Annotated in this window: 24 protein-coding genes and 1 pseudogene; 8 read left to right on the top strand and 17 right to left on the bottom strand. The window is 59.8% G+C overall.

The window, feature by feature from the left end:
• Positions 1 to 3: 3 nt before the first annotated feature.
• The 4 genes from AF71_RS09645 to AF71_RS09630 all read right to left on the bottom strand — a co-directional run bounded on the left by AF71_RS09645 (position 4) and on the right by AF71_RS09630 (position 6,854).
• Positions 4 to 1,296, bottom strand: a complete 1,293-nt coding sequence (locus AF71_RS09645) for an Hsp70 family protein (RefSeq protein ID WP_169681146.1) — start codon at positions 1,294 to 1,296, stop codon at positions 4 to 6.
• Between the two features lie 162 nt (positions 1,297 to 1,458).
• On the bottom strand, positions 1,459 to 4,575 hold the full coding sequence (locus tag AF71_RS09640; RefSeq protein WP_169681144.1) for an efflux RND transporter permease subunit: 3,117 nt from the start codon (positions 4,573 to 4,575) through the stop codon (positions 1,459 to 1,461).
• On the bottom strand, positions 4,572 to 5,855 hold the full coding sequence (locus AF71_RS09635) for an efflux RND transporter periplasmic adaptor subunit (protein WP_169681142.1): 1,284 nt from the start codon (positions 5,853 to 5,855) through the stop codon (positions 4,572 to 4,574). Before AF71_RS09635 ends, AF71_RS09640 begins: the two co-directional genes overlap by 4 nt.
• Positions 5,856 to 6,065: 210 nt before the next feature.
• The gene (locus tag AF71_RS09630) at positions 6,066 to 6,854 is read right to left on the bottom strand and encodes an SDR family oxidoreductase (protein WP_169681140.1); all 789 of its coding nucleotides are present in this window, start codon (positions 6,852 to 6,854) and stop codon (positions 6,066 to 6,068) included.
• A 244-nt stretch (positions 6,855 to 7,098) separates the two neighbouring features.
• On the opposite strand from AF71_RS09630, the gene AF71_RS09625 reads away from it, so the two are divergent.
• Together AF71_RS09625 and AF71_RS09620 are read left to right on the top strand one after the other, a co-directional pair.
• Positions 7,099 to 8,763: an electron transfer flavoprotein-ubiquinone oxidoreductase gene (locus AF71_RS09625; RefSeq protein WP_169681138.1), complete on the top strand. Its 1,665-nt coding sequence runs from the start codon at positions 7,099 to 7,101 to the stop codon at positions 8,761 to 8,763.
• Positions 8,764 to 8,772: 9 nt separating this feature from the next.
• Positions 8,773 to 9,294: a GNAT family N-acetyltransferase gene (locus AF71_RS09620; RefSeq protein WP_113471586.1), complete on the top strand. Its 522-nt coding sequence runs from the start codon at positions 8,773 to 8,775 to the stop codon at positions 9,292 to 9,294.
• 58 nt (positions 9,295 to 9,352) lie between these two features.
• Here AF71_RS09620 and AF71_RS09615 read toward each other — a convergent pair whose 3' ends face one another.
• Positions 9,353 to 10,258 (bottom strand): DMT family transporter, encoded by a 906-nt coding sequence (locus tag AF71_RS09615; protein WP_113471585.1) that lies wholly within the window; start codon positions 10,256 to 10,258, stop codon positions 9,353 to 9,355.
• 146 nt (positions 10,259 to 10,404) lie between these two features.
• Here AF71_RS09615 and AF71_RS09610 point away from each other — a divergent pair, with 146 nt between their 5' ends.
• Entirely contained in the window at positions 10,405 to 10,878 is a 474-nt protein-coding gene (locus AF71_RS09610) for an Lrp/AsnC family transcriptional regulator (protein WP_018857467.1), read from the top strand.
• Positions 10,879 to 10,920: 42 nt separating this feature from the next.
• Here AF71_RS09610 and mgtE read toward each other — a convergent pair whose 3' ends face one another.
• A complete protein-coding gene (mgtE, locus tag AF71_RS09605; RefSeq protein WP_169681136.1) occupies positions 10,921 to 12,297 on the bottom strand; it encodes a magnesium transporter in 1,377 nt (458 codons plus the stop codon).
• 319 nt (positions 12,298 to 12,616) lie between these two features.
• Complete coding sequence (locus AF71_RS09600) at positions 12,617 to 13,837, bottom strand: MFS transporter (protein WP_169681134.1); 1,221 nt, start codon at positions 13,835 to 13,837, stop codon at positions 12,617 to 12,619.
• Positions 13,838 to 14,153: 316 nt separating this feature from the next.
• Between AF71_RS09600 and AF71_RS09595 the strand changes: the two genes are divergently transcribed.
• A complete protein-coding gene (locus tag AF71_RS09595) occupies positions 14,154 to 15,098 on the top strand; it encodes a diacylglycerol kinase family protein (protein ID WP_169681132.1) in 945 nt (314 codons plus the stop codon).
• 70 nt (positions 15,099 to 15,168) lie between these two features.
• On the opposite strand, the gene AF71_RS09590 is transcribed toward AF71_RS09595, so the two are convergent.
• Together AF71_RS09590 and AF71_RS09585 are read right to left on the bottom strand one after the other, a co-directional pair.
• Entirely contained in the window at positions 15,169 to 16,665 is a 1,497-nt protein-coding gene (locus AF71_RS09590; protein ID WP_169681130.1) for a glycosyltransferase family 39 protein, read from the bottom strand.
• Positions 16,658 to 17,674, bottom strand: a complete 1,017-nt coding sequence (locus AF71_RS09585) for a glycosyltransferase family 2 protein (RefSeq protein WP_169681128.1) — start codon at positions 17,672 to 17,674, stop codon at positions 16,658 to 16,660. Before AF71_RS09585 ends, AF71_RS09590 begins: the two co-directional genes overlap by 8 nt.
• A gap of 69 nt (positions 17,675 to 17,743) precedes the next feature.
• On the opposite strand from AF71_RS09585, the gene AF71_RS09580 reads away from it, so the two are divergent.
• Entirely contained in the window at positions 17,744 to 18,706 is a 963-nt protein-coding gene (locus AF71_RS09580; RefSeq protein ID WP_169681126.1) for a lysylphosphatidylglycerol synthase domain-containing protein, read from the top strand.
• Here AF71_RS09580 and AF71_RS09575 read toward each other — a convergent pair.
• The 4 genes from AF71_RS09575 to AF71_RS09560 are packed head-to-tail and all read right to left on the bottom strand — an operon-like array spanning position 18,674 to position 21,015.
• On the bottom strand, positions 18,674 to 19,918 hold the full coding sequence (locus tag AF71_RS09575) for an RNA polymerase sigma factor (protein WP_113471048.1): 1,245 nt from the start codon (positions 19,916 to 19,918) through the stop codon (positions 18,674 to 18,676). The genes AF71_RS09580 and AF71_RS09575 overlap by 33 nt on opposite strands.
• Positions 19,919 to 19,921: 3 nt before the next feature.
• On the bottom strand, positions 19,922 to 20,281 hold the full coding sequence (locus tag AF71_RS09570; RefSeq protein WP_018116256.1) for a YciI family protein: 360 nt from the start codon (positions 20,279 to 20,281) through the stop codon (positions 19,922 to 19,924).
• A gap of 4 nt (positions 20,282 to 20,285) precedes the next feature.
• Complete coding sequence (locus AF71_RS09565) at positions 20,286 to 20,645, bottom strand: YciI family protein (RefSeq protein ID WP_018857459.1); 360 nt, start codon at positions 20,643 to 20,645, stop codon at positions 20,286 to 20,288.
• 10 nt (positions 20,646 to 20,655) lie between these two features.
• Positions 20,656 to 21,015 (bottom strand): YciI family protein, encoded by a 360-nt coding sequence (locus tag AF71_RS09560; RefSeq protein WP_018857458.1) that lies wholly within the window; start codon positions 21,013 to 21,015, stop codon positions 20,656 to 20,658.
• A 147-nt stretch (positions 21,016 to 21,162) separates the two neighbouring features.
• On the opposite strand from AF71_RS09560, the gene AF71_RS09555 reads away from it, so the two are divergent.
• A complete protein-coding gene (locus tag AF71_RS09555) occupies positions 21,163 to 21,387 on the top strand; it encodes a hypothetical protein (protein ID WP_018116253.1) in 225 nt (74 codons plus the stop codon).
• Between the two features lie 10 nt (positions 21,388 to 21,397).
• Here AF71_RS09555 and AF71_RS09550 read toward each other — a convergent pair whose 3' ends face one another.
• Together AF71_RS09550 and AF71_RS09545 are read right to left on the bottom strand one after the other, a co-directional pair.
• Positions 21,398 to 22,894: an AMP nucleosidase gene (locus AF71_RS09550; protein ID WP_169681125.1), complete on the bottom strand. Its 1,497-nt coding sequence runs from the start codon at positions 22,892 to 22,894 to the stop codon at positions 21,398 to 21,400.
• Between the two features lie 93 nt (positions 22,895 to 22,987).
• Positions 22,988 to 23,164, bottom strand: coding sequence for a hypothetical protein (locus AF71_RS09545; protein ID WP_018116339.1), 177 nt, complete (start codon positions 23,162 to 23,164; stop codon positions 22,988 to 22,990).
• A 152-nt stretch (positions 23,165 to 23,316) separates the two neighbouring features.
• On the opposite strand from AF71_RS09545, the pseudogene AF71_RS09540 reads away from it, so the two are divergent.
• Positions 23,317 to 24,014: pseudogene (locus AF71_RS09540) on the top strand (glutathione S-transferase N-terminal domain-containing protein).
• 57 nt (positions 24,015 to 24,071) lie between these two features.
• Here the strand turns inward: AF71_RS09540 and AF71_RS09535 are convergent.
• Positions 24,072 to 24,410, bottom strand: a complete 339-nt coding sequence (locus AF71_RS09535) for a DUF2147 domain-containing protein (RefSeq protein ID WP_018116338.1) — start codon at positions 24,408 to 24,410, stop codon at positions 24,072 to 24,074.
• A 436-nt stretch (positions 24,411 to 24,846) separates the two neighbouring features.
• On the opposite strand from AF71_RS09535, the gene AF71_RS09530 reads away from it, so the two are divergent.
• The gene (locus tag AF71_RS09530) at positions 24,847 to 25,113 is read left to right on the top strand and encodes a sel1 repeat family protein (protein WP_018857454.1); all 267 of its coding nucleotides are present in this window, start codon (positions 24,847 to 24,849) and stop codon (positions 25,111 to 25,113) included.
• A gap of 133 nt (positions 25,114 to 25,246) precedes the next feature.
• Here AF71_RS09530 and AF71_RS09525 read toward each other — a convergent pair whose 3' ends face one another.
• Positions 25,247 to 26,359, bottom strand: a complete 1,113-nt coding sequence (locus tag AF71_RS09525) for a pyridoxal phosphate-dependent aminotransferase (RefSeq protein ID WP_169681124.1) — start codon at positions 26,357 to 26,359, stop codon at positions 25,247 to 25,249.
• Between the last annotated feature and the right edge of the window lie 29 nt (positions 26,360 to 26,388).

The following is a 26,388-nucleotide window of genomic DNA, read 5'->3' as shown; positions in this document are numbered from 1 at the left end:
GACCTATTGCACCGTCCATTGCGTGATGTCCTCACGTTCGCCAATCAACGCCAAGCCGTGGGCGATGGAAAGCAGTTCGCCGCCGGTCTCGATGCGGTCCTTATCGAAGCGCTCGGTGAAGATGCGGCGCACAGCCGGGACAAACGACGTGCCTCCGGTGAGGAACACCTTGTCGATCATGCCGGATGTCGTGTTCGTCCTTTCCAGCACGTCATCGAGTGCGCCTTCGATCCGTACGAGATCATCTGCAATCCAGCTTTCGAAATCGGCCCGGCGAATCGTCAGGTGGCCTCCGCGGCCGAGGGGCGCGAAGTCGAATGCTGCTTCGTCCGAAGCGGAGAGCGCCATCTTCGTCGCGGATACAGCCTGATAGAGCGGGTAACCTTCATCGTGGTCGACGAGATCGATGAAGGTCTCGAGCTTCTCGGGCTCGAGCGCCGTGCGCACAAGCTTCTTGAGATCCTCGAATTCGCGCGACGTCTTGAAGATGGAGAGCTGGTTCCAGCGACCGAAGCTCGAGTAGTAGTTCGTAGGGACTTCAAGGATTTTGTCGAAACTCTTGAAATGACTCCCCTTGCCGATCTGAGGGGCGACGATGTTGTCGATCATGCGATAGTCAAAGTGATCGCCGGCGATCCCGACACCCGAATGACCGATCGGGGTCGCCGTCAGTTTGCCGGCCACCGTTTCAAACCGGATAAGCGAATAGTCGGTCGTACCGCCGCCGAAGTCGGCGACGAGAACCGTCGCATCGGATTTCAGGTTCTGCGCGAAGTAGAACGCGGCGGCCACCGGTTCGTAGACGAAGTGAACCTCCGGAAAGCCGAAGCGGGACAGCGCCTCGTTATAGCGCTGGGTCGCCAGCGCAGGGTCAGGGTTCGCGCCGGCAAAATGCACGGGGCGGCCGGTGACGATACGCTTGACGTCGGACGGCCAGTTGTCGCCGGCATAGTTCCGGAGGCGCCTGATAAAGACCTCCATCAGGTCCTCGAAACTGTGGCGCTTCGCGTAGACGAGGGTGCCCTGAAAGAGCGCGCTTGCCGCAAAGGTCTTGATCGACTGCAGGAAACGGCAGTCCCCGGGGTTATCGATGAATTGCCGGATTGCCGCGTGGCCGGCCTCGACCTTCAGGGCGGACGTGCCGAGTTGCGGATCCTTCATGAAGGAAAGGGCAGTACGCATGCTGTCGGCAGTTCCGGCCGCACTCGTAAAGGCCATTGAATGCGTTGTCGGCCCGTCAGCCGTGGCCAAGACCGTGTTCGTTGTGCCGAAGTCGAATCCCAGCGCCTGAGCCATGCCCGCACCTCATCAAGTCGATTGTTTTTTGGGAACGGAGGCCAAGCTCCGCTAAGGCGCGAAACAACGGGCCCAAGGAGGGCGCGTGATGCCACAGAGGCCGCCGTTGTTCAAGGCTTGAAGTGAAAAATGCGGCGGGCGCCAATGGCGCCCGCTTGTTCCCTACTCGGCGGCCAATGCCTGAGGTATCTCTTCATCGTGCTCGGTCTTCTTCTTCCGTCCAAAGCTGAGGAGCCAATCGCTAAGCCTGCCCATTTCGACGAAGATCACCGGGGTGATGAAAAGCGTCAATGCTTGCGACACGACGAGACCGCCAACGACGGCAATGCCGAGCGGCTGGCGCAGTTCCGAGCTTGCACCGGTCCCGAGAGCGATGGGAAGCGCGCCGAGGAGGGCGCAGAAGGTCGTCATCATGATCGGGCGGAAGCGTCGAACGCAGGCTTCATGAATCGCCTCCGACGGCGACATGCCGTTGCCGGAGCGCAGGTTCTCCAGCGCCACGTCGATCATCATGATCGCATTCTTCTTGACGATACCGATCAGCATCAGCAGGCCGATGAGCGCGATGATCGAAAGATCGAAGCCCATCACTTTCAACGCCAGCAGGGCACCGAGTGCCGCGGCCGGCAAGCCGGAAAGGATCGTCAGCGGATGAATGAAGCTTTCGTAGAGGACACCCAGCACGACGTAGATCGTCAGCACTGCCGCCAGGATCAACAGCGGCGTGTTGCCCTGGGACTGCTCAAATATCTGCGCCGTGCCACCGTAGGACGTGAAAACGTCCGCTGGCATGTTGATGTCTTTCTTGATCTGGTCGATCGCCGCCGTGGCATCGCCAAGCGCTTCGCCGGCCGGCAGGTTGAAGGAGACTGTCGTCGAGACAAGCTGACCGGTCTGGTTGATCGTCACCGGCCCCGTCGTGCGTTCTACCCTTGCGAAGTTGGACAAGGGAACGAGGGCGCCGTTGCTTGAAGCGACGCGGATTTCCTGAAGCTTCTGGTCGTCCCAGGGCTTGCTCGTATCGTACTCGACGATCACGTCATAGCTGTCGCCGGTCGACTGGATCTGGGCGGCGGTGTATCCGCCAAAGGCTTCCTGCAGGGTCGTCCGCAGCTGTCCGTCGGTAATCCCGAAGGCTGCCGCCTTCTCCGTGTCGACGACGATATTGGCCTGCAGGGCATTGTTCTGCGCATCTGAGGCGACGTCGGTGAAACGCGGATCGGAACGCATGGCCTGCTGAATCTTGTCTGCCCAGACGTTTGTCTGATCGGCGCTCAGCGCCTGAACGACGAGCTGGTATTGGCTCGCCGTCTGACGGCCGCCGAAGCGGAGGCTCTGTTGCGGCGTGATGTAGGCCTGCAGCCCAGGAATCTTGCCGATGCTCGCCCGCAATTCCCGTAACGTCTGCTCAAGCGGTGGACGCTGATCCTTGTCCTTGAGTTCGACAAACATCGTGCCGTTGTTCAACGGACTGCGTGCGTTGCCGCCGACAATCGACATCACGTGATTGACGGCGGGATTCTGCTTCACGAGTTCCGCTGCCTGGTTCTGCAACGCTTGCATCGCCGGATAGGAGATGTCCTGGCGTGCGCGCGTCGAGATGTTGAGGCGTCCAATATCTTCGGTGGGGAAGAAGCTGGATGGCAGCGTCATGAAGAGATAGACAGTCAGGCCAACCGACGCCACGAACAGGGCGAGGACGGCTGGACGATGCTTCAGGCACCAGCCGACCGATTTTTCGTATCCTCTGAGTGTCCGCTCGAAACCGGCATCGAACCAACGGATGAAGAAGGGCGGGCGGTCGTGGCCACTGCCGAGCCTTGATGCCAGCATCGGCGTCACTGTGAGCGAGACAATCGCGGAGGCGACGATCGCGATCGCAACGACCATGCCGAACTCGTTGAAGATGCGGCCGACGACGCCGCCCATCAACAGGATCGGAATGAAGACGGCAATCAGTGACACGGACATGGAAATGATGGTGTAGCTGACTTCGCCGGCGCCTTTGATCGCCGCATCGAGAACCGGCATCCCTTCCTCGACATGCCGGAGAATGTTTTCCAGCATGACGATCGCGTCATCGACGACAAGGCCGACTGCGAGCGTCAGTCCGAGCAGCGAGATGTTGTCGATGCTGTATCCGAGCGCGTACATCATGCCGAAGGTGGTAATCAGCGACAGCGGCACGGCAAGGCCCGGAATGATCGTCGCCGTCAGGTGACCGGTAAAGAGGTAGATGACCAGGACGACGAGGCCGATCGTCAGGAGCAGCGTAAACTTCACGTCCGTGATCGCGTCCTTGATCGGCTGCGCAGAGTCGTTCATGACCTTTGTCGAAACAGAGGCGGGGATTTCGGCGTGCAGACCCGGCAGCTTCGCCCTGATTGCGTCGACGACCTCGACGGTATTGGCATCGGGCTGGCGTTGAATGGCAAGAATGATGCCGCGGTTGCCGTCGTACCAGCTGCCGGTATTCTGGTTCTGAACGCTGTCCTGCACGTCGGCGACGTCGCCGAGGTGGATCGGTGCGCCGTTGGGATTGGCAATGACAAGCGTACGGAACTCGTCGGCATTGGTCCGCTGAGTGTCCGCATTGATCGTCATGCTTTGCGAGTCGTTCTGCAGGGAGCCGACGGGAACCTGGCTGTTGGCAGCGACCAGCGCCTGGTTGACGGTATCGATACCGATGCCGCGGTTGAGAAGCTTGTTGGGATCGACCTCGACCCGGACCGCGTAGGTCTGCGCACCGAATACCGAAACCTCAGCCACGCCGGGAAGTGTTGAAAGGGACGGCGAGATGATGTCCTCGGCGATCTCGTCGAGCTTGCTGCGGGGCATGGTGTCGCTTTGCACGGCAAGCAGCATGACCGGCGCATCGGCGGGGTTCGTCTTGCGATAGCTTGGCGGCGTCGTCATGTTGTCGGGCAATTGCCGCGTGGCATGCGAGATCGCTGCCTGAACATCGGCTGCTGCCGCATCGATGTTGCGATTGAGATCGAACTGCAGAACGATGCTGGTGTTGCCGAGGGAGTTCGTGGCGCTGATTTCGCTGATGCCGGGAATGGTCTGGAACTGCTTGATCAGCGGCGTGGAGACCGAAGTCGCCATCGTCTGCGGTGAGGCGCCGGTCAGCGCAGCCGAGACGTTGATCGTCGGGAAGTCGACCTGCGGCAGGGCTGCCACGGGCACGAGTTGGTAGCCGGCAAGGCCGGCAAGCACGACGCCGATGGCAAGCAGCGTCGTTGCAACAGGACGTCGGATACAGAAATTCGGTATCATTCTTCCGTGCCCGCTGTGATGATTTCGGTTTTGCCTGCGGTTTGGTCAACCGAGGCGACATTCAATGCCTTGTCGTCGAACTGTTCCTTGACCGGCTGCTGGTCGACCAGCTGCGCCTGTCCCTCGATGATGACGTGATCGCCCTCGGACAGGCCTTGCGAGACGGCGGTGAAACCACCGTTCGCGCGCGCCACGGTGACGGGTGTCACATGAGCCTTGCCGTCGCGCGCGACAATGGCGAAGAAGCCGTCGGCGCCGGGACTGACAGCAACGGTCGGGACCACGACCTGCTGTTCATTGTTGTTGAAGTGGACAACGATGTTGACCGATTGCCCGGGCCATAAAGCGCCGGACGCGTTCTCAAACTTCGCCTTCGCGAGAATTGTGCCGGACGCAGGATCGACGGTGTTGTCGTAAAAGCTGATATGGCCCTGACGTGGCTTGGCCTTGTCGGATTGAGGAACGGTGCTGACGTCCACCGGGCCTGCGGCAAGTGCAAGCTTCAACTGCCGGAGGTCGCGTTCCTGCAGGTGGAATTTCACGTAGATCGGATCGTACTTTGCGATCGTCACGATCGCGGAGCCGGCGTTCACAAAGGCGCCTGGGCTCACGGCGATATCGCCAAGGCGTCCGTCGAAGGGCGCGCGAATATCGGTATGCTCAAGCAGGACCTGATCGGCGGCAAGCGCGGCCTTATCGGCCTCTACGGTCGCGGCTGCCGTATCGCGGGCCGCCTTTGCCTGATCGTAGCTTTGCTGTGTGCCGGCCTTTGAGCTCAAAAGGTCATTGGCGCGTGCCAGCGCCGTTTCGGACTCCGCCAGGGTTGCCTGGTCGCGGACGACCATGGCGCTGTCCTTGTCGACCGTTGCCTGTGCGGTGCGGGCATCGAGTTTGGCGATCAGATCTCCCTGTTTGACGGTGGCGCCGTCCGAGGCGAGGATCTGCGTAACGATCCCCTGTTCCTGGGCCGCGATCGTGGTGTTGTCGTCCGCATCTGCCCAGCCCGAAGCTGTGACGTCCCGGGGCAAAACAGTCTTCACTGCTGCGACAGTGTTGACCAGCGTTGGTCCGCCGTTGCGGTTGCGACCCTTGCTGCCGCCCTTCTGATCACCGGATTTCTGCGATGCATCGCCCGCCGTTTGGTGGCCGCCGTCGGCGGCATCGGCCTGCGGCTGAGCGTGGGGCAAAAATTGCGAAAGATACGGGATTCGTTCCCTGTATTGCCAAGCGCCAACGCTGGCAGCAGCTATAATGCAGGCCGTGATCAAAAGTTTCTTCATATGCGAGACCGGTTTGGGCGAGTTGCGCGAAAATCAAGGCTCTATTGAACCACGTCTATTACGGCGCAAAAAAGACACAATTGCCGAACCGACCATCACTAAGTGGTTATAATGGCTTAAATTTTTGTAATGAAAGAATAAGCTGAAATACCATTTGTTGGGCATCGGCGATCCGCCGTAGGCGACACTTTCCCAATTTCCCCTTTTCAATCAGACGGATCGCGCCGCTCCGCCGTCGCAGCGTACAAGACTGCCCGTGATGTAGCTCGCGGGCAGGCTGCAAAGAAAGGCGGCGGTTGCAGCGAACTCTTCGACCGTCCCATAGCGACCGACGGGGATTGCGGCCTCCTTAGCAGAGCGGATTTCATCGAGGCTCTTGCCGGTGCGCTTGGCGGCCGCCCCATCTACCTCGTCGGTGCGGCCGGTCAGAATGCTCCCGGGAAGCAGAAGGTTTGACGTGACCCCAAAGCGTCCGATCTCCGTTGCCAGCGTCTTGCTCCAACCGGCGAGGGCGGGGCGCAGCGTGTTCGAAAGAGCGAGGTTGGTGATCGGTTCGATGACGCCCGACGACGCGACAGTGAGAATGCGCCCCCAGCCTTGTTCCTTCATGGATGGCAACAATGCGTTGGTGAGCGCGATCACCCGCAGCACCATGGAGAAGAAATAGGTCTCCAGTTTCTCGGGCGTCATGTCCTGCGTCGTTCCTGGCGTGGGGCCGCCGGTATTGTTGACCAGGATATCGATGCCACCAAGCTTTTCATGCACGGCGGCGGTCACGGTCTCGACGAAATTCTCGTCCGAGAGATCGGCCCAGATCCAATCCGCCTTGCCATTTCCTTCGGCGTTGATGGCGCGGCAGTTTGCCTCCAGCGTCTCGCCGCTGCGGCCGCAGAGAAGAACGTTCGCGCCCTCACGTGCCAAAGCCACGGCGATGCCATGCCCCAATCCGCGCGACGATGCCAGAACGAGTGCGCGCTTGCCCTTGATGCCCAGATCCATGTCAATTTCTCCATTTGTCCGTCTTTCTATACGGCGCGCCGACGGGAGACGAAAGCGGCGTCTGGCACTGTTTATGATTTGACGTTTACGTAAGCTGCATATATTTATCTGGCGTTAGAAATGCTGTTGCGCGAATTGGGGGATTCGCTGTCGTTTCCCGGCTCGACAATAGAGCTCTGTTTTGCCAAGAGATAACCCCATCACGGGGAATGTGGCCGCGATGTCGGCCGAGCGGAGATGATGCATGACCGATACGACTGAACTGCCCGAGCGCGAAAGCATGGAATTCGACGTTGTGATCGTCGGTGGCGGCCCTGCGGGATTGTCGGCTGCGATCCGCCTGAAACAGGTCAATCCGGAACTGTCGGTCGTCGTGCTCGAGAAGGGGGCTGAGGTCGGCGCGCACATCCTGTCAGGTGCCGTCGTCGATCCCATCGGCATCGACCGTCTGCTGCCTGGCTGGCGCGATGAGGCTGATCATCCGTTCAAGACCGAAGTGACGGACGACCACTTCCTGGTGCTCGGCCCGGCAGGCTCGGTGCGCCTGCCGAATTTCATGATGCCGCCGCTGATGAGCAACCACGGCAACTACATCGTTTCGCTTGGCAACGTTTGTCGCTGGCTCGCCACAAAGGCGGAAGAACTCGGCGTCGAGATCTATCCGGGTTTTGCCGCGACCGAGGTGCTCTACAACGACGAGGGGGCCGTCATTGGCGTGGCCACCGGCGACATGGGCATCGAGAAGAACGGCGAGCCCGGCCCGAACTACACCCGCGGCATGGCGCTAACAGGCAAGTATGTGCTGATCGGCGAGGGGGTCCGCGGTTCGCTTGCCAAGCAGTTGATCGCCAAGTTCGATCTGTCGAGGGATCGCCAGCCGCAAAAGTTCGGTATCGGCATCAAGGAACTCTGGCAGGTGAAGCCCGAGCACCACAGCCGAGGTCTCGTGCAGCACTCGTTCGGCTGGCCGCTCGGCATGAAGACCGGCGGCGGCTCCTTCCTTTACCACCTCGAAGACAATCTCGTTGCCGTCGGCTTCGTCGTCCACCTGAACTACAAGAACCCTTACCTGTATCCCTTCGAGGAGTTCCAGCGCTTCAAGACGCATCCGGCGATCCGCACGACCTTCGAGGGCGGCAAACGGCTGTCCTATGGTGCGCGTGCGATCACCGAGGGCGGCTATCAGTCTGTACCGAAGTTATCCTTCCCCGGCGGCGCCCTGATTGGCTGTTCGGCGGGCTTCGTCAACGTGCCGCGCATCAAGGGCAGCCACAACGCGGTGCTGTCCGGCATGATGGCAGCGGACCGGATTGCCGCGGCGATTGCAGCCGGTCGCGCCAATGACGAGGTGGTCGAGATCGAGAACGACTGGCGCTCAAGCGACATCGGTAAGGACCTGAAGAGGGTGCGAAACGTCAAGCCGCTGTGGTCGAAGTTCGGCACGGCAATCGGCGTGGCGCTCGGCGGTTTCGACATGTGGACGAACCAGCTCTTCGGCCTTTCGATCTTCGGTACGCTCAGGCACGGCAAGACGGATGCGGCCTCGCTGGAGCCGGCCGCCAAGCACAAGCCGATCGCCTACCCGAAGCCCGACGGCGTTCTCACCTTCGACCGTCTGTCCTCGGTGTTCCTGTCGAACACCAACCACGAGGAAGACCAGCCGGTGCATCTGCAGGTGAAGGATATGGCGCTGCAGAAGTCGTCCGAACACGACATCTATGCCGGTCCTTCGACGCGCTACTGTCCGGCCGGCGTTTACGAATGGGTGGAGAAGGATGGGCAAGAGACCTTTGTCATCAACGCCCAGAACTGCGTCCACTGCAAGACCTGCGACATCAAGGACCCCAACCAGAACATCAACTGGGTGCCGCCGCAGGGCGGCGAGGGACCGGTCTATCCGAATATGTAAGAAGCAGTCATGAGCAACGCCTGCGCCATACGGCAGGCGCGTCTCGATGAGCTGCCGCGCCTGACTGAGATCGAGCTCGATGCCTTCGCGACGCTGGCGGAGGCGCTCGGCGTTATCAGGGAAGCGCACGCGCTGCCACACGATTTGTTGCGGGGGTCGCTCGATGCGGGCCTGCTGCTCGTTGCCGCCGATGACGGCGACTGTCCGGTCGGCTTTCTCGCGGTCGAGGAAATCGAAGGCACGCTCTATGTGATCGAACTGGATGTTTGCCCGGATTGGCAGCGCAGGGGTGTCGGGCGGCGTCTGATGTCGGCTGCAATCGAGATGGCGCAGCAGCGTCGGCTATCGGCACTGACGCTGACAACGGATCGCTACGTTCCGTTCAACGCGCCCTTCTACGCCTCCCTCGGCTTTGTGCTGCCGAGTGTCGAAGCCGTTCCGCATTTCCTGAAGAAAAAGCTGGATCACGAAATCGCGGTTGGGATGGATCCGGAACGACGGGTTGCGATGGTTCTTACGCTGAAGCGATAGCGGCATGGAACAATAGAGTGAGCCGGCGGATTGGCCGCCGGCCCGAACTGCGGAGTTGCTATCGGCGTGAGGCGATGCCGGTCGAGAGTGCTACGCCGAGCCCGGTGATAACAGCGGCGGCGATCTCGGCGATGCCGATTTCCTCCCCAAGCAATAGGCCGCCGCCGATCGTTGCCAGCACCGGCGTGATTGCCGTGAAGGCAGCTGCCTGGGTGCCGCCCAGCGCATGAACCGCAAGGCCGTAGGCGACCGTGGCAGCAAGGCCGGACAGCACGCCTTGGCTCAGTACCTGCAAGCCGACCTCACCAAGTGGTGCGCTGGCAATCGACGTACCGAAGGCGACGGCCAGACCGATGTGGATGAGAAATGACCAGATGGCGATGAGCGCGCTGGCCTGCAGAGCCGTCAGGCCGGAGCGGCGAAAGGCATGCGTGTAGCTTGCCCATAGGATCGCTCCCATCGGTAGCAGAACAAAGCTGGTCCAGGGTAGTGCCGCACCGGCGAGACTGCGGACCAGTAGGATGGCAACGCCGCCGACGATCGCGGCAAGACCGAGCACGCGCATGAAGTCCGGTCGTTCCCGGAAGACGATGACGCCGATCAGCGCAGTGGCAAGCGGCATGGACCCCCCGAGCAGAATACCGGCGGCGGATGCCGGGGTCGAGTGAATGGCCGACGTGGTCAGCTGGAAGAAAACGGCGCCAGCGCCCGCGACCATCGTGGCAAGCAGGCGGAGCGGCACGCCTTTCGGCAGCAATCCAGTCTTCAGCCAGACGGGCGCCAGAACAAGCATCGGAATACCGTAGCGGATCAGGCCGATATCGATCGTGCCAAGCTGCGTCGCCGCGCTGTGACGCGTCGCCAGGATCCACGCTGCCCAAATGAGGACGGTGACGACGGCGCCGGCATATCCGACAGATGTCGACGTGGACTTTTCATTGTTCGTGAAGGTAACGGCGCTCATCGATCTCTCCTCTCGTGATCGTCCGGATTGCTGTCCGGTTGAGAGAAGAATAAGCGGAAACGGCGAGGCATGTCCTTGCTATCTATGCCGCCAAAATACTGGTATGAGCAATTATCTGCCAATCACGCCAAAGGATTTTATCGAACATGCCAAATCTTGATAAATTCGATCTGGCGATATTGGAATGCCTCCAGGAGGATGCCCGGGCGACCAACGTGGAGATTGCCGAAAAGGTCAATTTGTCGCCGTCCCCCTGTCTGCGGCGTATCCGCAATCTGGAAAAGACCGGCGTAATCCGCGGCTACCGCGCCGATATCGACCGCAAGGAAGTCGGTCTCGGCCTGACGGTTTTCGTCGAGCTCAAGGTCGCCCATCACAGCCGCGAGAACGCGCAGGCGCAGGAGGCGGCATTGCTCGCCATTCCCGAGGTGGTGTCGTGTTTTCTAATATCGGGAACGGCCGACTTTCTTGCGGAGGTGGTGGTCGAGGATCTCGCAGCCTATGAGCGGCTGCTGACGGACACGCTGCTGACCCTGCCGAATGTCAGCGATATCCGCTCGAACTTTGCCATTCGCAGCATGAAAACCCACGGAGCGCTGAAGCTGCCGGAACTGAAATAGAAACGGGGCCAATCGGCCTGCCAATCGGCCCCGTTTTCTTGCTTAGAGCAGCGTGCCATTGAGGATCAGCAGCGCGACCGAGAAGTAGATCACCAGCCCGCTCACATCGACGAGCGTGGCGACCAACGGGGCGGAGGCGCTTGCCGGATCAAGCCGCAGCCTCTGCAGGATGAACGGCAGCATGGAGCCCGCCAGCGAACCAAACGTGACAATGCCGATCAGTGCGGTAAAGATCGTGACGCCGACCAGGACCCAGTGCTCGCCGTAGTCATAGAGCCCGATTTTTTGCCAGAGCACGATGCGGGCGAAACCGACCAATCCCAGGATCGTGCCGAGCACGATACCCGTCGGCAGCTCGCGCATCAGCACGCGCCACCAGTCGGAGAGCTTGAGCTCGCCGAGCGCCAGCGCCCGGATGATCAGCGATGTCGCCTGCGACCCGCTGTTTCCGCCAGAGCTCATGATCAGCGGCACGAACAGCGTCAGCACGATCGCCTTCTCAAGCTCGCCTTCGAAATGCTGCATGGCGCTTGCCGTCAGCATTTCGCCGAGGAAGAGGGCGCACAGCCAACCAGCACGCTTGTGGATCATGCCGGCAAAGCTGATCTTGGTGTAGGGCTTGCCGAGGGCTTCCATACCACCGAATTTCTGGGCGTCTTCGGTCTGGTCGGCGATCATCGTGTCGATGACGTCGTCGACCGTGACGATGCCGAGCATGTGGCCGTCCTCGCTGACGACGGGCAGGGCGAGCAGATTATGCTTGCGGATCAGCCGGGCGACATCTTCCTGCGTCATCAGCGGATCGGCACGCACAACCCCTTCCTTCTGCGCAACGGTCAGGACGGATTCGCCGGGCTCGCCGGTGATGAGGCGGCGGAGTGTGACGACGCTCGTCAGCGCGCGGCTGACCGCATCGAGGACGTAGATCGCATAGACCGTCTCGCGCGAACGCTCGACTTTGCGCACGTGCTCCAGCGTCTGTTCGACAGTCCAGGTGTCGGGCACGCTGACGAATTCGGTCGTCATGATGCTGCCGGCCGTGCGGGGCGGATACCCCATCAGGTGCTGGACGGCGAGACAGGTCGTGCGGTCCAGCCGCGAGAAGAGGTGTGCACGAACCTCCTCGTTCATTTCCTGAAAGAGGTCGGCGACACGGTCGTTTGCCACGGCGTTCAACAGCCGTGCGGCATGCTCGACCGGCATGTCTGCAAGGATCGCGGCGGCGTGATGCAACTCGGGACGTCCGAGAATGCGCACGGCCTTTTGCTGCGGCAGCGTAACCAGGATTGCTGCGGCTTCGGATATTTCAAGTGTGTTCAGCTGTTCGACGCGCTCGGCCGTGGTGATCGGGCCGAGGTGGTCGCTGCTGAAGAAACGAGCGGCATGGCCCGCCCGCAGTGGGAAGCGATTGATGTTCATAGGCTCGCCTTTCCGTCGATCCGCCGTAGCGTCCGACGGGCGAGCCCGACGGAGTCAGGTCAGCGCACGAGGGCCGCGTACGGCAAAGGCAATCGACTGCTACTGTCGCTTGGCATCGTGATGATGGCTCCGTTGATATCCGCGGAAAATGGAGGTGATCCGCGTAAGGCTCTAGGTGGTCTCAATTGGCAAAAAAGTCAAGCGCTTGAGGTGCTTGATGCCAGAATGCCGCACCTTCCGGCGCGGCATATCGTTCGAGCAGCGTTCTTTCGAATTTGCGGCCACTGTCGACTATGCGTTGACGCCGGGGGCGGCCGCGTCAGGCGCTCCGGCCACGGCGATCGAGGCTTAGAGATGCCACGAACACAAAGATGCCGATAAACGACAGGATGGCGCCGACATAGCCGGTGGCGGCGAAGCCATAGCCCTGTGCGATAACCAGGCCGCCGAGCCAGGCGCCCAGCGCATTCGCAATATTGAATGCCGAGTGGTGAGATGCCGCTGCAAGCGTCTGCGCGTCCGCCCCGACATCCATCAATCGGGTCTGGACAGCGGGACCGGCAGCAAAGCCGCAACCGATGCAGAATACGCAAAGCGCCAGCATGAACGGATTGGCAGCCGTGAGGGAGAACAGTGTCAGCACGACGATGTTGAACACAAGGCAACCGCCGATCGTTCCCATCAGCGATTTGTCGGCAAACCAGGAGCCGACGACATTGCCGACGTTCATGCCGATGCCGAAGATGATCAGCATCACGGCCACCATACTTTCCGGCAGCATTGCAACCTCGGTCGTGGTTGGCGCGATGTAGCTGAACATGGCGAACATTCCACCGAAGCCGACGGATGCCGTGGCGAGCGTCAACAGGACCTGCGGACGCTTGAAGGCGCCGAGTTCGCGCTTGAAGCTTGCGCCCTCGGCAACTCGGTCGCGTGGCACGTAGTACCAGATCAGGGCGACCGTCAGCAGGCCGATAATTCCAACGATCGTAAAGGCAAGCCGCCAGTTGAGAGACTGCCCGAAAACGGTGGCGAGCGGGGTTCCCAGGAGGGTCGCAACCGTCAACCCGAGCATCACGCGGCCGACGGCGCGAGCGCGCTTGTGCATCGGCACCATGGATGCCGCGACGATCGCGGCAACGCCGAAGTAGGCGCCATGCGGCAACCCCGTGATGAAGCGCATCAACGTGAAGCTCTCGAAGGTCGGTGCCATCGCGCTCAACAGGTTGCCGACGGCAAAGATGCCCATGACGAGGAGAAGCAGCGAGCGGCGCGCCATCCTTGCGGCGAGAACCGCGATGATTGGAGCACCGATAACGACGCCGAGCGCATAGGCGCTGATCACGTAGCCGGCCTGCGGCGTCGTCACCGAGAAGGTGTCGGCGACGTTAGGCAAAAGACCCATGATAGCGAATTCGCCGGTGCCTATCCCGAAGCCGCCGCAGGCAAGCGCCAGTTGTACGAGCGCAATTGCCGCCGGAGACGGGGCCTCTTCTGCCGCCATCGTATCTATGGAATCGTTTACGGCGACCTGGCTCAAGAGGCACTCCTTGGCATTCGATAGGTGACATACGGGACGGGACGCAAGATGCGCCGGTGACCGGTGGGCCGGAGATGAAGGGAGATGAAGACGATGCTCTAATATCCCATCTATCAACGATAGATTGCTGCAGGTCGAGTGCGTTTTCTGCAGTGCAGCGTCCCCCGATTTGCATACGTCCCTTGCAAATTTGGGGGCTCTGTCGCCGCTCGCGGCGGCCGTGAGGCGCGCTTCAGCTTGAAATTGCCGCTGCGGGAACCATCTGCTTTGCAGCGCCAACAGACTTTGCCTGTCGGGATGGATCAACGGGAGCCTGATGAAACTAGTTGGCTTTTTCAATCGAGATGGTGGAACGTTCAGGACCACCGACATGGAAGACTATGAAAGGCGCGCTGAGGCGATCTTCAGGGAAGCGGGTCACGATTTCGATGCAATCGTCTTTTCCGGCAAGGAGATTGTACCCGCGATGGAGCGGGCGGCCCGCTGGGGAAACATCGATGGCATCGTCGCTGGCGGTGGCGACGGGACGATATCGGCGGCAGCGTCCATAGCCTGGAGAAACGGTATTGCACTCGGCGTTGTGCCGGCCGGGACAATGAACCTTTTCGCCCGTTCCTTGCGCGTTCCACTCGATATCTGGCAAGCGCTTGAAACACTCGCCTTTGGCGAAGTCGATCGTGTGGATATCGCTAGCGCCAACGGCAGGCCGTTCATTCACCAATTCTCGGCCGGGCTGCATGCGCGCATGGTGCGCTATCGAAATACTTACTCGTACCGCTCCCGACTTGGAAAGATGGGGGCAAGCGCGCGGGCCGCATTTGGTGTCGTGTTGAATCCACCCGAATTCGAGGTCGAGTTCGAAGCTGGGGGAGTTTATGAGAGGCGCCGGGTCTCCGCGGTCTCGGTTTCAAACAACCCTTTCGGCCAGAATGCCTTGCTTTATGCAGACAGCCTCACAGGTGGCGAACTAGGCTTCTATACCGCCAATCCACTAAAGCCGCTCGGCGTCGCGCGTCTGGCGATCGATCTCTTGCGAGGCAAGGTGAGGGAGAATGCGGACGTGATGATCATGCATCCGGCAGAAGTGCATCTGCACTTTCCAAAGCTGCCGTCAAAGGCGAATTGCGTGATGGATGGCGAGCTGCGTCCCCTGGAGCGAGACGTTGCATTGAAATTGCATCCAGGCGAACTCAAGGTATTGGTCCAGCAAGGACTTGCAGCGCAAGTTGACGAAGCGGAGCGGCGCGAAGTCGCTCCCTAGCAGCTCCTGCTGGTGGCGCATCCCAGAAATCGCTCTGGATCGGTCGGACGAGCTGAGGGGGACGCCGGAGCTAGCGCGGATATATCCAGGCGTAGCCGAAGAGCCGTTGATCCTCCGGTCGCCCGCCGATGTAACCGATGCTTGTGTACTTGGTCGCCACTGCGGAGTATTGCGGGCCGAGGTTCTGTTCAATCCAGTTAACCAGTACCGGCGGTAGCGCCGTTCGATCCTTGGAGGGAAGCCAAACCACCAGGATCGGCTTCTCCGCGGTCCAATCGTAATCGATAGCCAGGTTGCCGAAGAACGTGGACATCGTTGGAACATCAGGTAACTGCATATGCATATTTCCCGACGCCGGCCAGCTGTCGGTGAGCACCAGCCCAGGACGCTTGCCTTCCTCAGCAATGATCTTGCCGGCAAACTCCTCGTAAGGCGCGTTGTAGGCCTCAGGCCGGCCGAAGAGTGACGGCGCGTGCGCGAGAACCAGACTCAGCGACGGGACGATGATCATGACCGCGAGAGGTGCGATAAAGAAGCGCCGCGCAAAATCCTGCGGTTGAATGCCTCGGGCCTGTATCTTCAGGCAAAACGCAATCGGCATCAGGAACAGGAGGGGCAGCACCCATCGGTCGCGCATGGATGTTATGCCGATGGCGAAAACCAGCACGAGAACCTGCACGCCAATCGCCAGAAATATCGTGTCGAAAAAGTGAGCCCAGATGGTCGTCGGTCGCAGACTGCGGACGAACTTCTTGCCGAAAACGATTGCATAAACCGCAACAAGAGGCGCCATGATCACGAGCACCTGACCGAAGAACTCGGTCGGCCCCTTGATCAGTTTCGCGAGTACGCTGGTCGGCGCTTCCTGCGCCATGGTATTCAGCGTGCGGGTTGCGGCCAGGCCGATATTGTTAAGGAGCCAAAGGCCGTGCGGCGCGAAGATGAGGACCGCGATAGCCAGTGAAAGCAAGAAGCGACGGTCGAACAGGCGCTTCTGTCCCTCTGGATGCAGAAACACTGCAATGAGCGCTGCAAACACGACGAGAGTGAAGTTGTACTTCGACAGCATGCCCAGTCCCAGCGTGACGCCGATTGCCGCGTAGGAGAACAGGGATGGGGCCTTCAGCGTTTTGATGATGCTGTAGATGAAGAGGTTTATCATCAGCATCTGGGCGACTGTATGGGTCAGGTCCCTTTGTGCCTGCCAGAAAACTTGTGGAATCGTGAACAGCGAAAGCGTCGCGATGGCAGCAAACAGGCGATCATCGAGCACCAGTTTGGCCAGCTTGTAGTAGCTCAGGAAAAGAAGAAACAGCACCAGGTTCTTGGTTGCGGCAATCGTTGCGATCGACAATCCGAAGCCGGACACCACCATCGCCTGCAGCCAGTTGTAGAGCGGCGGCTGGGTGTCGTAGCCGGCCACAAGCCATTGCGAGAAGAACGCCTGTTGGGACTCATCGACCCGCAGGCCGTTTGGCACGAGGAGGCGAACGACAAAGCTGACGACAAAATATGCCGCCAGCAGCAGGACAACCGCGTCCGGCTTGCGAGCCAGCAGATTACGCATTCTCACTTCCGTCGAAGACCTGGCGGACGATGTAGTTCGGCGAGGTGTCGTCGCGATAATAGGTACGGGCAATCATCTCGGCAAGAATGCCGGTCGTGATCAACTGCACGGAGGACAGCATGAAAACGATGCCGACCATCAGCATCGGGCGGGTGCCGATGTCGTTGCCCAAGACGAACTTGTCGACGAACAGATAGAGCATCACCAGAGCGGAGATCCCACCCAGTCCGAGGCCCAGTGAGCCGAAGAAATGGCCTGGTCGTGCCTTGTAGCGCATGAAGAACATGACGGAAAGCAGGTCGAGGATCACGCGAAAAGTACGCGAGATGCCATACTTGGACTGTCCGTGCTGGCGGGCATGGTGGGTCACGACCATTTCGCCGATGCGCGAGCTTGGCACGACGCCGGCGACCCAGGCGGGGATGAAGCGGTGCATTTCGCCCATCAGCTTCACCTGCTTGATGATCGAGGCGCGGTAGATCTTCAGGCTGCAGCCATAGTCGTGCAGCTTCACGCCGGTAATGCGTCCGATCAAGTAATTGGCACACCATGAGGGAATCTTGCGTAGCAGGAGACCGTCTTGGCGGTTCCTGCGCCAGCCAACCAAAAGATCGAGCTCACGCCGCTCCAGTTCGGCGACCATGGACGGAATGTCTTTCGGGTCGTTCTGCAGATCGCCATCCATTGTGGCGATCAACCGGCCGGTCGCGGCGTCGATGCCTGCCTGCATCGCGGCCGTCTGGCCGAAATTGCGCTGCAGTTCGACGATCCTCAGCGTAAGGCCCTCGCGGCCGATGTGCTTGCGCGCATTTACCAGCGTGGCATCGGTGCTGCCATCGTCGATCAGGATAAGCTCCCAGCGATGGGAGTAGCCGGCCATGGCCAAGCAGATGCGATCGACAAGCGGGCCGACGCTCTCTTCCTCGTTGAAGACAGGCACAACGAGCGACAATTCGACCGGCCGCATCGCTTCCACGAGGCCTTGACGTGGGTCTACTGTTGTCTGCACGTTTGAATTCTCCTACAAGGCGCACGGCCAAAAGCGGCATTCGCCGCGATAGTCAGGAAAGCCTACTATATGAAGTTTCCGGTTGTTGCCAGCCGACAATCCTGGTTTATCCGCAATCGGATGACGCTGTTGACGATCGTGATCGTGGCGACTTACGCGCTTTTCATCCAGTGGTTTTGGGGCTGGCCGGTCATTCTCGGACAATGGGCCGAGGTCGGTGCTATCCCGATTATCGCCGCTCTCGCACTTCTGACCAGCACCTACTTTCTCAGGACCTGGCGCATCTACGATTATTTTCCGAGAGAAACTGCGGGCCGCTTCAAGGTGCTTTTTCGCGTCACGCAGATTCACAATCTCCTGAATATCATGCTGCCGTTTCGAACGGGGGAGACAAGCTTTCCGGTGTTGATGCGCACCGAGTTCGGTATTCCGCTTGCGCGCGGCACGTCGGCGCTGTTCGTCATGCGCCTGCTTGATCTGCACGCCTTGCTGGCTGCTGCCGGCATAGGCTTCGCGATCGCGTCACCACACAACATCGTTGCATGGATCGTCTGGGTGTCCTTCCTGTCACTTCCGGTAGTCGCTTTTGCTCTGAGGCGACCCTTGTTGCGGCTTGCCGGCACGATGCTGCCGGTAAAAGCGCAGAAGCTGGTGGTTGAGGTTGAGAGGGGACTTCCGGTCGATGCCGCCGCTTTCACGCGCGCCTGGGCGATGACCGTCATCAACTGGCTCGTCAAGGTTCTGGTGCTCGCCTGGGCCCTCAACCTGATGGGCGTATTGCCGATGGCCGCAAGTTTCGGCGGGGCGCTTGGCGGCGAGCTCTCCTCTGTGCTTCCGGTGCACGCGCCGGGTGGCGTCGGCACTTATCCGGCCGGGATCACTGCCGGCGCCGTTGCCCTAGGCGCATCCAGCGAGAAGACGGCCCTTGCTGCCTTGGCGCAAGCAAGCATCAATGCGCATTTGCTGATCATCGTCTCGGCACTGACGGGCACTGCGATATCACTGCCGCTCGGCCGCAGCCGTAAGCTCTGAAATCCGTTCTCTCAGGAATGTCTGCTCTGGCGCCTGTTGACACAGCCTCAAGGCTGTCTCGTAGGCTGCAATCGCCTCGGCCTTCTGTCCCAATTGCCTCAGAAAATCGGCACGGGCCGAATGCGCAAGATGATAGCTCTCCAATTCTCCTGCCTGCAGGATGGCGTCAACGAGCTGCAAACCTCTTTCTGCTCCCTCCACCATCGCCACGGCGACGGCCCTGTTGAGTTCGGCAATCGGCGACCATTGGGCCGACAGCAGGAGATCATAGAAGCTGACGATGCGGCGCCAATCCGTACTCTCAGGCGTCTCGGCTCGCGCGTGCTCCGCAGCGATGGCCGCCTGCAGCGTGTAGATACCGACCTCGCCATTCCGCAGGGCGCCGTCGAGGCGCCCGAGACCTTCGCGAATCTTTTCACGGTCCCAAAGCCCGCGATCCTGATCGGCCAGGAGAATGAGACCTCCCTGCGAACTCCGCCTGGCGGCGCGACGCGAATCCTGAAGGAGTAGGAGTGCAAGCAGCCCCGAGACATCGGGGTGCGGCAGAAGGCGCGCGAGCAGCCGTGTCAGGCGGATGGCCTCCGAAGTGAGATCCGCTCGGACGACCTCCTCGCCGGACGAAGCGGAGTATCCCTCGTTGAAGACCAGATAGATCACATGCAGCACCCGGTCGAGCCGCTCCGGCAATTCGTCGCGCTCAGGGACCTCGTAGGGAATCTTCGCTGTGCGGATCTTGTTCTTCGCGCGTACGATGCGCTGTGCCACAGTTGGGGCGGGGACTAGAAATGCATGGGCGATCTCTTCAGTCGTAAGTCCGCATATCTCTCTAAGCGCCATCGCCATTTGCGCGTCGGCGGGTATGATCGGATGACAGCAGGTGAAGATCAACCGGAGCATGTCGTCTTGGATCAGGTCCACGTCGCCAATCTCCGTTTCATCGAAAGACCCGTATAGACTTTCCTCGATGTCCTTCGCCGACATATCGAAACGCGACCGGCGCCTGATGTGGTCGATCGCGCGAAATCGCCCGGCGGAAACGAGCCAGCCGAACGGGTTTGCCGGAACACCATCGCGGGGCCACGTCCGCGCGGCGGCTGCAAACGCGTCGTGCAGGGCTTCTTCGGCCCTGTCGAAGTCTCCAAGGAGACGGATGAGTGTCGCAAGCACCCGGCGAGACTGCGATCGGTAGATATCCTCGATCAGACGTTCCAAGGTCTACTCCGGCAATGTCAGGATCCGCACCGGGCGGATTTCCACAGCGCCAATTCGCGCACATGGAATTCCAGCGGCGATTGCCTTTGCCTCATCCATATCGGAGGCATCGATAACATACAGGCCGGCCAGATGCTCCTTCGTCTCGACGTAAGGGCCATCAGTCATGCTAAGCTCGTTGTTGCGCACCCGCAGGACGACAGCCTTATCGGGCGTTTCGAGCGCATCGGCATGAATCAGCGTGCCCCGTTCGCGCAACCCTTCGTCGAAGCCGAAATGCGCGCGAACGACAGCTTCGGTTTCTGCAGGGGCCTGACGACCGTCGACATCGGCCGAATTGTAGATCAGGCAAACATAGCGCATCGCATTATCTCCCGTCTTTGATGGAATAGGCCGGCCGTATCTCGATCGAAGCGTATTTCAATATGGGGAAGGTCGAGGCGATCCTCTCGGCTTCTTCCATGTCGGCGGCGTCGATCAATACGAAACCACCAAGATGTTCCTTGATTTCGGCGAAGGGACCGTCGGTTGCCGTCGTGACGCCCTGCCTCACTCGAAGAGTAACTGCAGATTCGGGCTCGTGCAGCGCAAGAGCGACTTGCAGGACGCCGCGGTCATGCCAGTGATCGTCGCTTGCGATGCATTCCTGCGTGACCACATCCCACTCTTCCTGCGGGACGAGCTTGCTCTTCTCGGTGTCGAACCAGACCTGGCAGAGATATTTCATGACGTCTCCCTCAACTATAAACCGGAATATCGTAGATCGGCCGGACTTCGATTGACCCTAGTCTTGCAAGCGGGATACCGGCCGCAACGCGAATGGCATCGTTCAGATCTTTTGCGTCGATAAGAATGAAGCCGCCGAGTTGTTCTTTTGTTTCTGCAAAAGGGCCGTCCGTCACTGACATTTCATCATTTCGAACGCGGACGGTCACGGCATTCTTTGGCGATTGCAGCGCCTGCGCGGCGATCATGTGCCCGCTGGCGATCAGATCATCGTCGTAAGCGAGGGACGCTCTGTCGAGGTTCCTTTTTTCCTCCTCGGTCATGGCTTCAAGCGTCGCCGGCTCGAACCAGACCTGGCAGAGATATTTCATCGTTCGCTCTCCCTGGCTGTCACGATCATTGGACGCTCAGCCTAGGGTGATTTCGACAGGAAGCGAAAAAATCTTTTTACGGAAATTTGGGTCGAAACGAGCACACTGGCTTCGACCAAGTGTCGTCAACAATATGGAGTGTCGACGATGGGTTTTTTCGAGATCGTGCTGGCGAACGCCATCCGCGCAAGTCGCCAACAGAACAAACAGCCCTATCAGGCTGATACGGAACTGCCAATGATGCGGGCCACAATCGCACGCCTCGTTGCCGTCGCAGCCCTTTTTGCGGTTACGATTGTGGTGCTGGATGCTGCGGGCGAGCACTATGAGCGCCAACTTGCGACTAGCGCGGTCGCAGCCACTCGCCAATAAGGGAAACGGCCTATTGGAAAGCCGTTTCGAAGAAGCTTCTGAGCTTGCGCGAATGCAGTGCTTCCGGCGGCATTGCTGCGAGTTTCTGGATCGCACGGATACCAATTTGCAGATGCTGGTTGACCTGCGTCCTGTAAAAGGCGGTCGCCATGCCGGGCAGCTTCAATTCGCCATGCAACGGCTTGTCCGATACGCAGAGCAGGGTGCCGTAGGGCACGCGGAAGCGGAAGCCGTTTGCGGCGATCGTCGCCGATTCCATGTCGAGCGCGATGGCACGAGCCTGGGACAGACGTTTGACCGGGCCGCGTTGGTCGCGCAACTCCCAGTTCCTGTTGTCGATCGTGCCGACTGTGCCGGTGCGCATGATGCGCTTCAGCTCGAAGCCTTCGTAGCCGGTGATCTCTGCCACGGCGCCCTCCAGGGCGACCTGCACTTCCGCCAGTGCCGGGATCGGCACCCAGACAGGCAGATCGTCGTCAAGGACGTGGTCTTCGCGCATGTACGCGTGAGCAAGGACATAATCACCCAGGCGCTGGCTGTTGCGCAGGCCGGCGCAGTGGCCGAGCATCAGCCAGGCATGCGGGCGAAGGACGGCCACGTGGTCGGTGATCGTCTTGGCATTGGATGGGCCGACGCCGATATTGATCATGGTGATCCCGGCATGCCCTTTCTTTTTCAGATGGTAGGCCGGCATCTGCGGGAGGCGCGAAAGCGTAACGTCGGTCTCGGGCTGATTGGAGCCGGCATGCGTGATGATATTGCCCGGCTCGACAAAGGCCGTGTAGCCATCTCCGCCTTCCGCCATCAGCTTGCGTGCCCAGATGCAGAATTCGTCGATGTAGAATTGGTAGTTCGTAAACAGCACGAAGTTCTGAAAATGCTGCGCGCCGGTCGCGGTGTAATGGGCAAGACGGGCAAGCGAGTAGTCGATGCGCTGAGCCGTAAAGGCGGCAAGCGGCGAAGGTTCACCTGGCGGTGGAATGTATTCGCCGTTGGCAATCTCGTCGTCCGTTGTGTTCAGGTCCGGCGTGTCAAACAGATCACGCATCGGAATGTCCATGAACGCCGCGGCGGATGCCTCGACATGGGCACCCTCACCGAACGCAAAGTGCAGTGGAATAGGCGTCGTCGATTCTGAAACGACGACCGGCACGTTATGATTTCTCATCAACAGGCCAAGCTGCTGCTTCAGATAGTGCCGAAACAGCTGCGGCCGAGTAATCGTCGTCGTGTAAATGCCGGGAGCGGTAACGTGCCCGTAGGACAGACGAGTATCGATGTGGCCGTAACTCGTCGTCTCGATGCTAACTTGTGGGTAGAAGGCACGATAGCGCGATGTAATTGGCGCGCCCTTGGCTAGCGCTGCGAAGCTCTCAACCAGGAAATGGGTGTTGCGTTCGTAGAGTTCTGTCAGCGCGTCGACTGCCTCGATGGGATCGTCAAAGGTTTGCGGCGCGAAAGATGACGGAGACGAAATGTCGAGAGGGGAAGAGATTCGTTTGTTCATGCGGCATTATAGGGTGTTGTTCCTAACAAGCAAACGACGCGTCTAAAGGGATTGCAGAGATTTTTGGGGGCAGCGATGTGCCGCCGCAGCCAGTCAGTTGCTTGTTCTGCAGAACGGGCGGCTGGCGTCGAAGCACGTATAGTTGGCCCCGAAGTGTGACTGCGCACCGCCACCGGCATTGCGGTTGACCGCAACCGAAAAGCTGACGGCGAAGACTGCTGCAAACAGCGTGATGATGGTGAAACGTCTTGCCAAAATGAGCATATCCATGCCTTTGCCCCGGTATCGCCTTAGCGTTGAGACAGTTTTGCCACGTTGTGGCTGAACCGGTGCTGAGATCATGGTTCATCAGGCGTTCAGGAAGCCGGGCAGCGTGAAGCGCGGCTGCTGCTTATCTCTTTGGTCCCGCAAAGGAGATTTTCATGACGGCACCGATTGAGCTTTATTACTGGCCCACCCCCAACGGCTGGAAGATCAGCATCATGCTCGAGGAACTCGGCGTTCCCTACGAGGTCAAGTATATCAATATCGGCAAGGGGGAGCAGTTCACGTCGGAATTCCTGAAGATCGCCCCGAACAACCGTATGCCGGCAATTGTCGATCCGGATGGCCCCGGCGGCGAACCGATCTCGGTGTTTGAGTCCGGCGCCATCCTCCAATATCTCGGTCGCAAGTTCGGGAAGTTCTATTCGACGGACGAGCGCACACGCGTACAGATCGAGGAATGGCTCTTTTGGCAGGTGGGTGGCTTGGGCCCCATGGCTGGACAGGCGCATCACTTCCGCGGTTATGCACCGGAGAAGATCGAATACGGCATCAACCGCTATACCAATGAAGTGAACCGCTTATACGGCGTGATGAACAAGCTGTTGGCAGAGCGCGAATATCTCGCCGGGGACTACTCGATTGCCGACATGGCTTGCATCGGCTGGGTCGTTCCATACGAGAAGCAGGGACAGGACCTCAACGAGTTTCCCAACCTCAAGCGCTGGTTCGAGACGATGATGGCGCGCCCGGCCGTGGTCCGTGGCACGGCAATGGCAAGGAAGAGCGCGAACGCAGCAATCTTGCCGATGACAAGGAAGCGCAGAAGATCCTTTTCAAGCAGCGCGCCCGCTGACAATTGACGCAGAAAAGCGCCCGGCTTTCCGGGCGCTTCCTTTTGGAAAGCCGTTTCTTACAGGCGTGTCCAGGTCTGCGATTTGCAGAGCACGTTGAGGACGCAGCCTTTCATCTTCAGTGAATTTCCGAAAATATTGCCGGATCCGCTATAGGTTTTGTCGTTGGCTGGATCGGTGATCTGGCCGGTATAGGTAACACCGCTTCCTGCGAGAATGCCGATCTTCTTGCCGGCATACTTGCCGGATTTCAGCACGATGCAGTAGCTGCCGCCGCAAGATGCAATCTGGGCCGTATCGCCCGCAGCTGTCTTCCAGTTGCCGACGATCGGTTCGTCAGCAGAAGCTGCCCCGGCGGCAAACATCAATGCGCCAGAGAGAATAAGTGTTCGGATCATTCGTTCCTCCCTAATGTCCAGGCGCGAAAATATATGACGCGAACGTAAACGTAAATGTGTTTTTCACTGCTTCAGGCGAGTGTTTTTGCAGACCGACAGCGGCGAAATCTTCCGTTCTGGGCATTTGATGCTGATTTCGTGGTGAACGGAAGGTTGATTTTCAGATCTGAATATTCCGTAAAATTGTGTCGAAAATCCTTAATCCGCAAGGGATCCGATGTTTAACAAAAATCCAATTTTACCAAGCGTTTGCACTTTGTTTGTCTCAAATTAATCATGCATTTTAGGCGTTTTTTGAAAGCGCATCGGCATAGTGGATCCATCAAACGAGCGGGGCAAACCCGCCGAACCGAAGGGTACTTAGAACCGCGATAGACGGCAGGTCTCCGGAGGTAAAACAGGGCAAGTCGATAACAGGCAAAACAGGGATAAACCGATGGCACGTTTTGAAATGCACAATGCTGAAATGGCCACCATGGGTGGCGAGAACAACGCCGACATCTTCTGCGAAATGGGTCTGATGTATGCGACCGGCCGCGGCTGCGCTGTCGATCTGGTCGCCGCTCACAAGTGGCTGAACATCGCAGCGATCAAAGGCAACGACCGCGCCGCCGAGCTTCGGGCTGACGTTGCCGCAGGCATGGACAAGATGCAGATCGTGGAAGCGCTGCGCGCTGCCCGCGAATGGATGACGATCCACTGAGAACCGTTTGCCCGCAAAGGCGCGGGCAAGATCGATAACAACCTCAAAAGGGGGCTGGCGCGGTGCTCGGACGCGCCAATGCCAGGACATCAACCGCGACCGGCAGGAACAAGGCTGGCGCGGTTCCTTGCGTTTAACCTAATGTCTTGAGTACCTGCGGCAGGGCTTCCTCGAGAAGCGCCATGTCAGCTTCCGGTCCAACGCTGACGCGGATGCAGCGGTTGAGCGGGGCAACGCCGGGCATGCGAATGAAGACGCCGTGCTGCATCAGGCCATCGACAATGGCACGGGCATAGGTGCCGTCACGTCCGGCGTCGATCGCAACGAAATTTGTGGCGGAGGCGAGCGGAACGAGGTTGTTGGCCTTGGCGATGACGGCGATCCGGTCGCGCGCGCCGTGGATGCTGGCCACGACCTCGGCGAGATAGGCTTGGTCCTTGAGTGCCGCCAGTGCAGCGATCGTGGCCAGTCGATTCATGCCGAAATGATTGCGGATCTTGTCGAATGCGCGCGCCGTACCTGATGTCGAGATGACATAGCCGACCCTGGCGCCCGCCAGGCCATAGGCTTTCGAGAAGGTGCGCGTGCGCACAACATTCGGCAAGTCGATCAGCGCGCTGATGGGGGGCAGCGATCCCACCGGGCCGGTTTCGCTGTAGGCCTCGTCGAGAATGAGCATCGTGGTTTCCGGTAGCGCACGGGCAAAGGCGACGGCACTGTCGGCATCCCACCAGCTTCCCATCGGATTGTCCGGATTGGCGAAATAGACCAGCGGCGCGTTCTCGCGTTTGACGGCTGCGAGGAGGCCGTCGAGATCTTCGCGATCGCTGGCATAGGGCACGGTCACGAGCCGCCCGCCGAAGCCGGCAACGTGGAAATTGAACGTTGGATAGCCGCCGAGCGATGTCACGACGGGTGCGCCCGGCTCAATGACGAGCCGTACGATCTGGCCGAGCAGTTCGTCGATGCCGCCCCCTATCGCGATGGAGTCGATTCCGACGCCCAGATGGTTGGCAAGTGCTTCCCTGAGCTCGTAGTTTTCAGGATCGTTGTACTTCCATATCTCGCCAGCCTGGACGCGCATGGCTGCGAGTACGGATGGGGCAGGGCCAAAGCCATTCTCGTTGGCGCCGATACGCGCCTTGACCTGAAGGCCGCGCTGACGCTCGATTGCTTCTGGGCCGACGAACGGAACGGTGGAGGGAAGGGCGTTAGCAAGCGGCGTGAAGCGCGAGAAGGCGGACATGCTGGGGCAATTTCCTGGATGCTGTGAAA

Source organism: Rhizobium sp. 57MFTsu3.2 (assembly GCF_012932765.1).
Taxonomy (GTDB): Bacteria; Pseudomonadota; Alphaproteobacteria; order Rhizobiales; family Rhizobiaceae; genus Rhizobium; species Rhizobium altiplani.
Note: the sequence above shows the minus strand (reverse complement) of the source record. Positions and strands in the feature narration are given on the sequence as shown.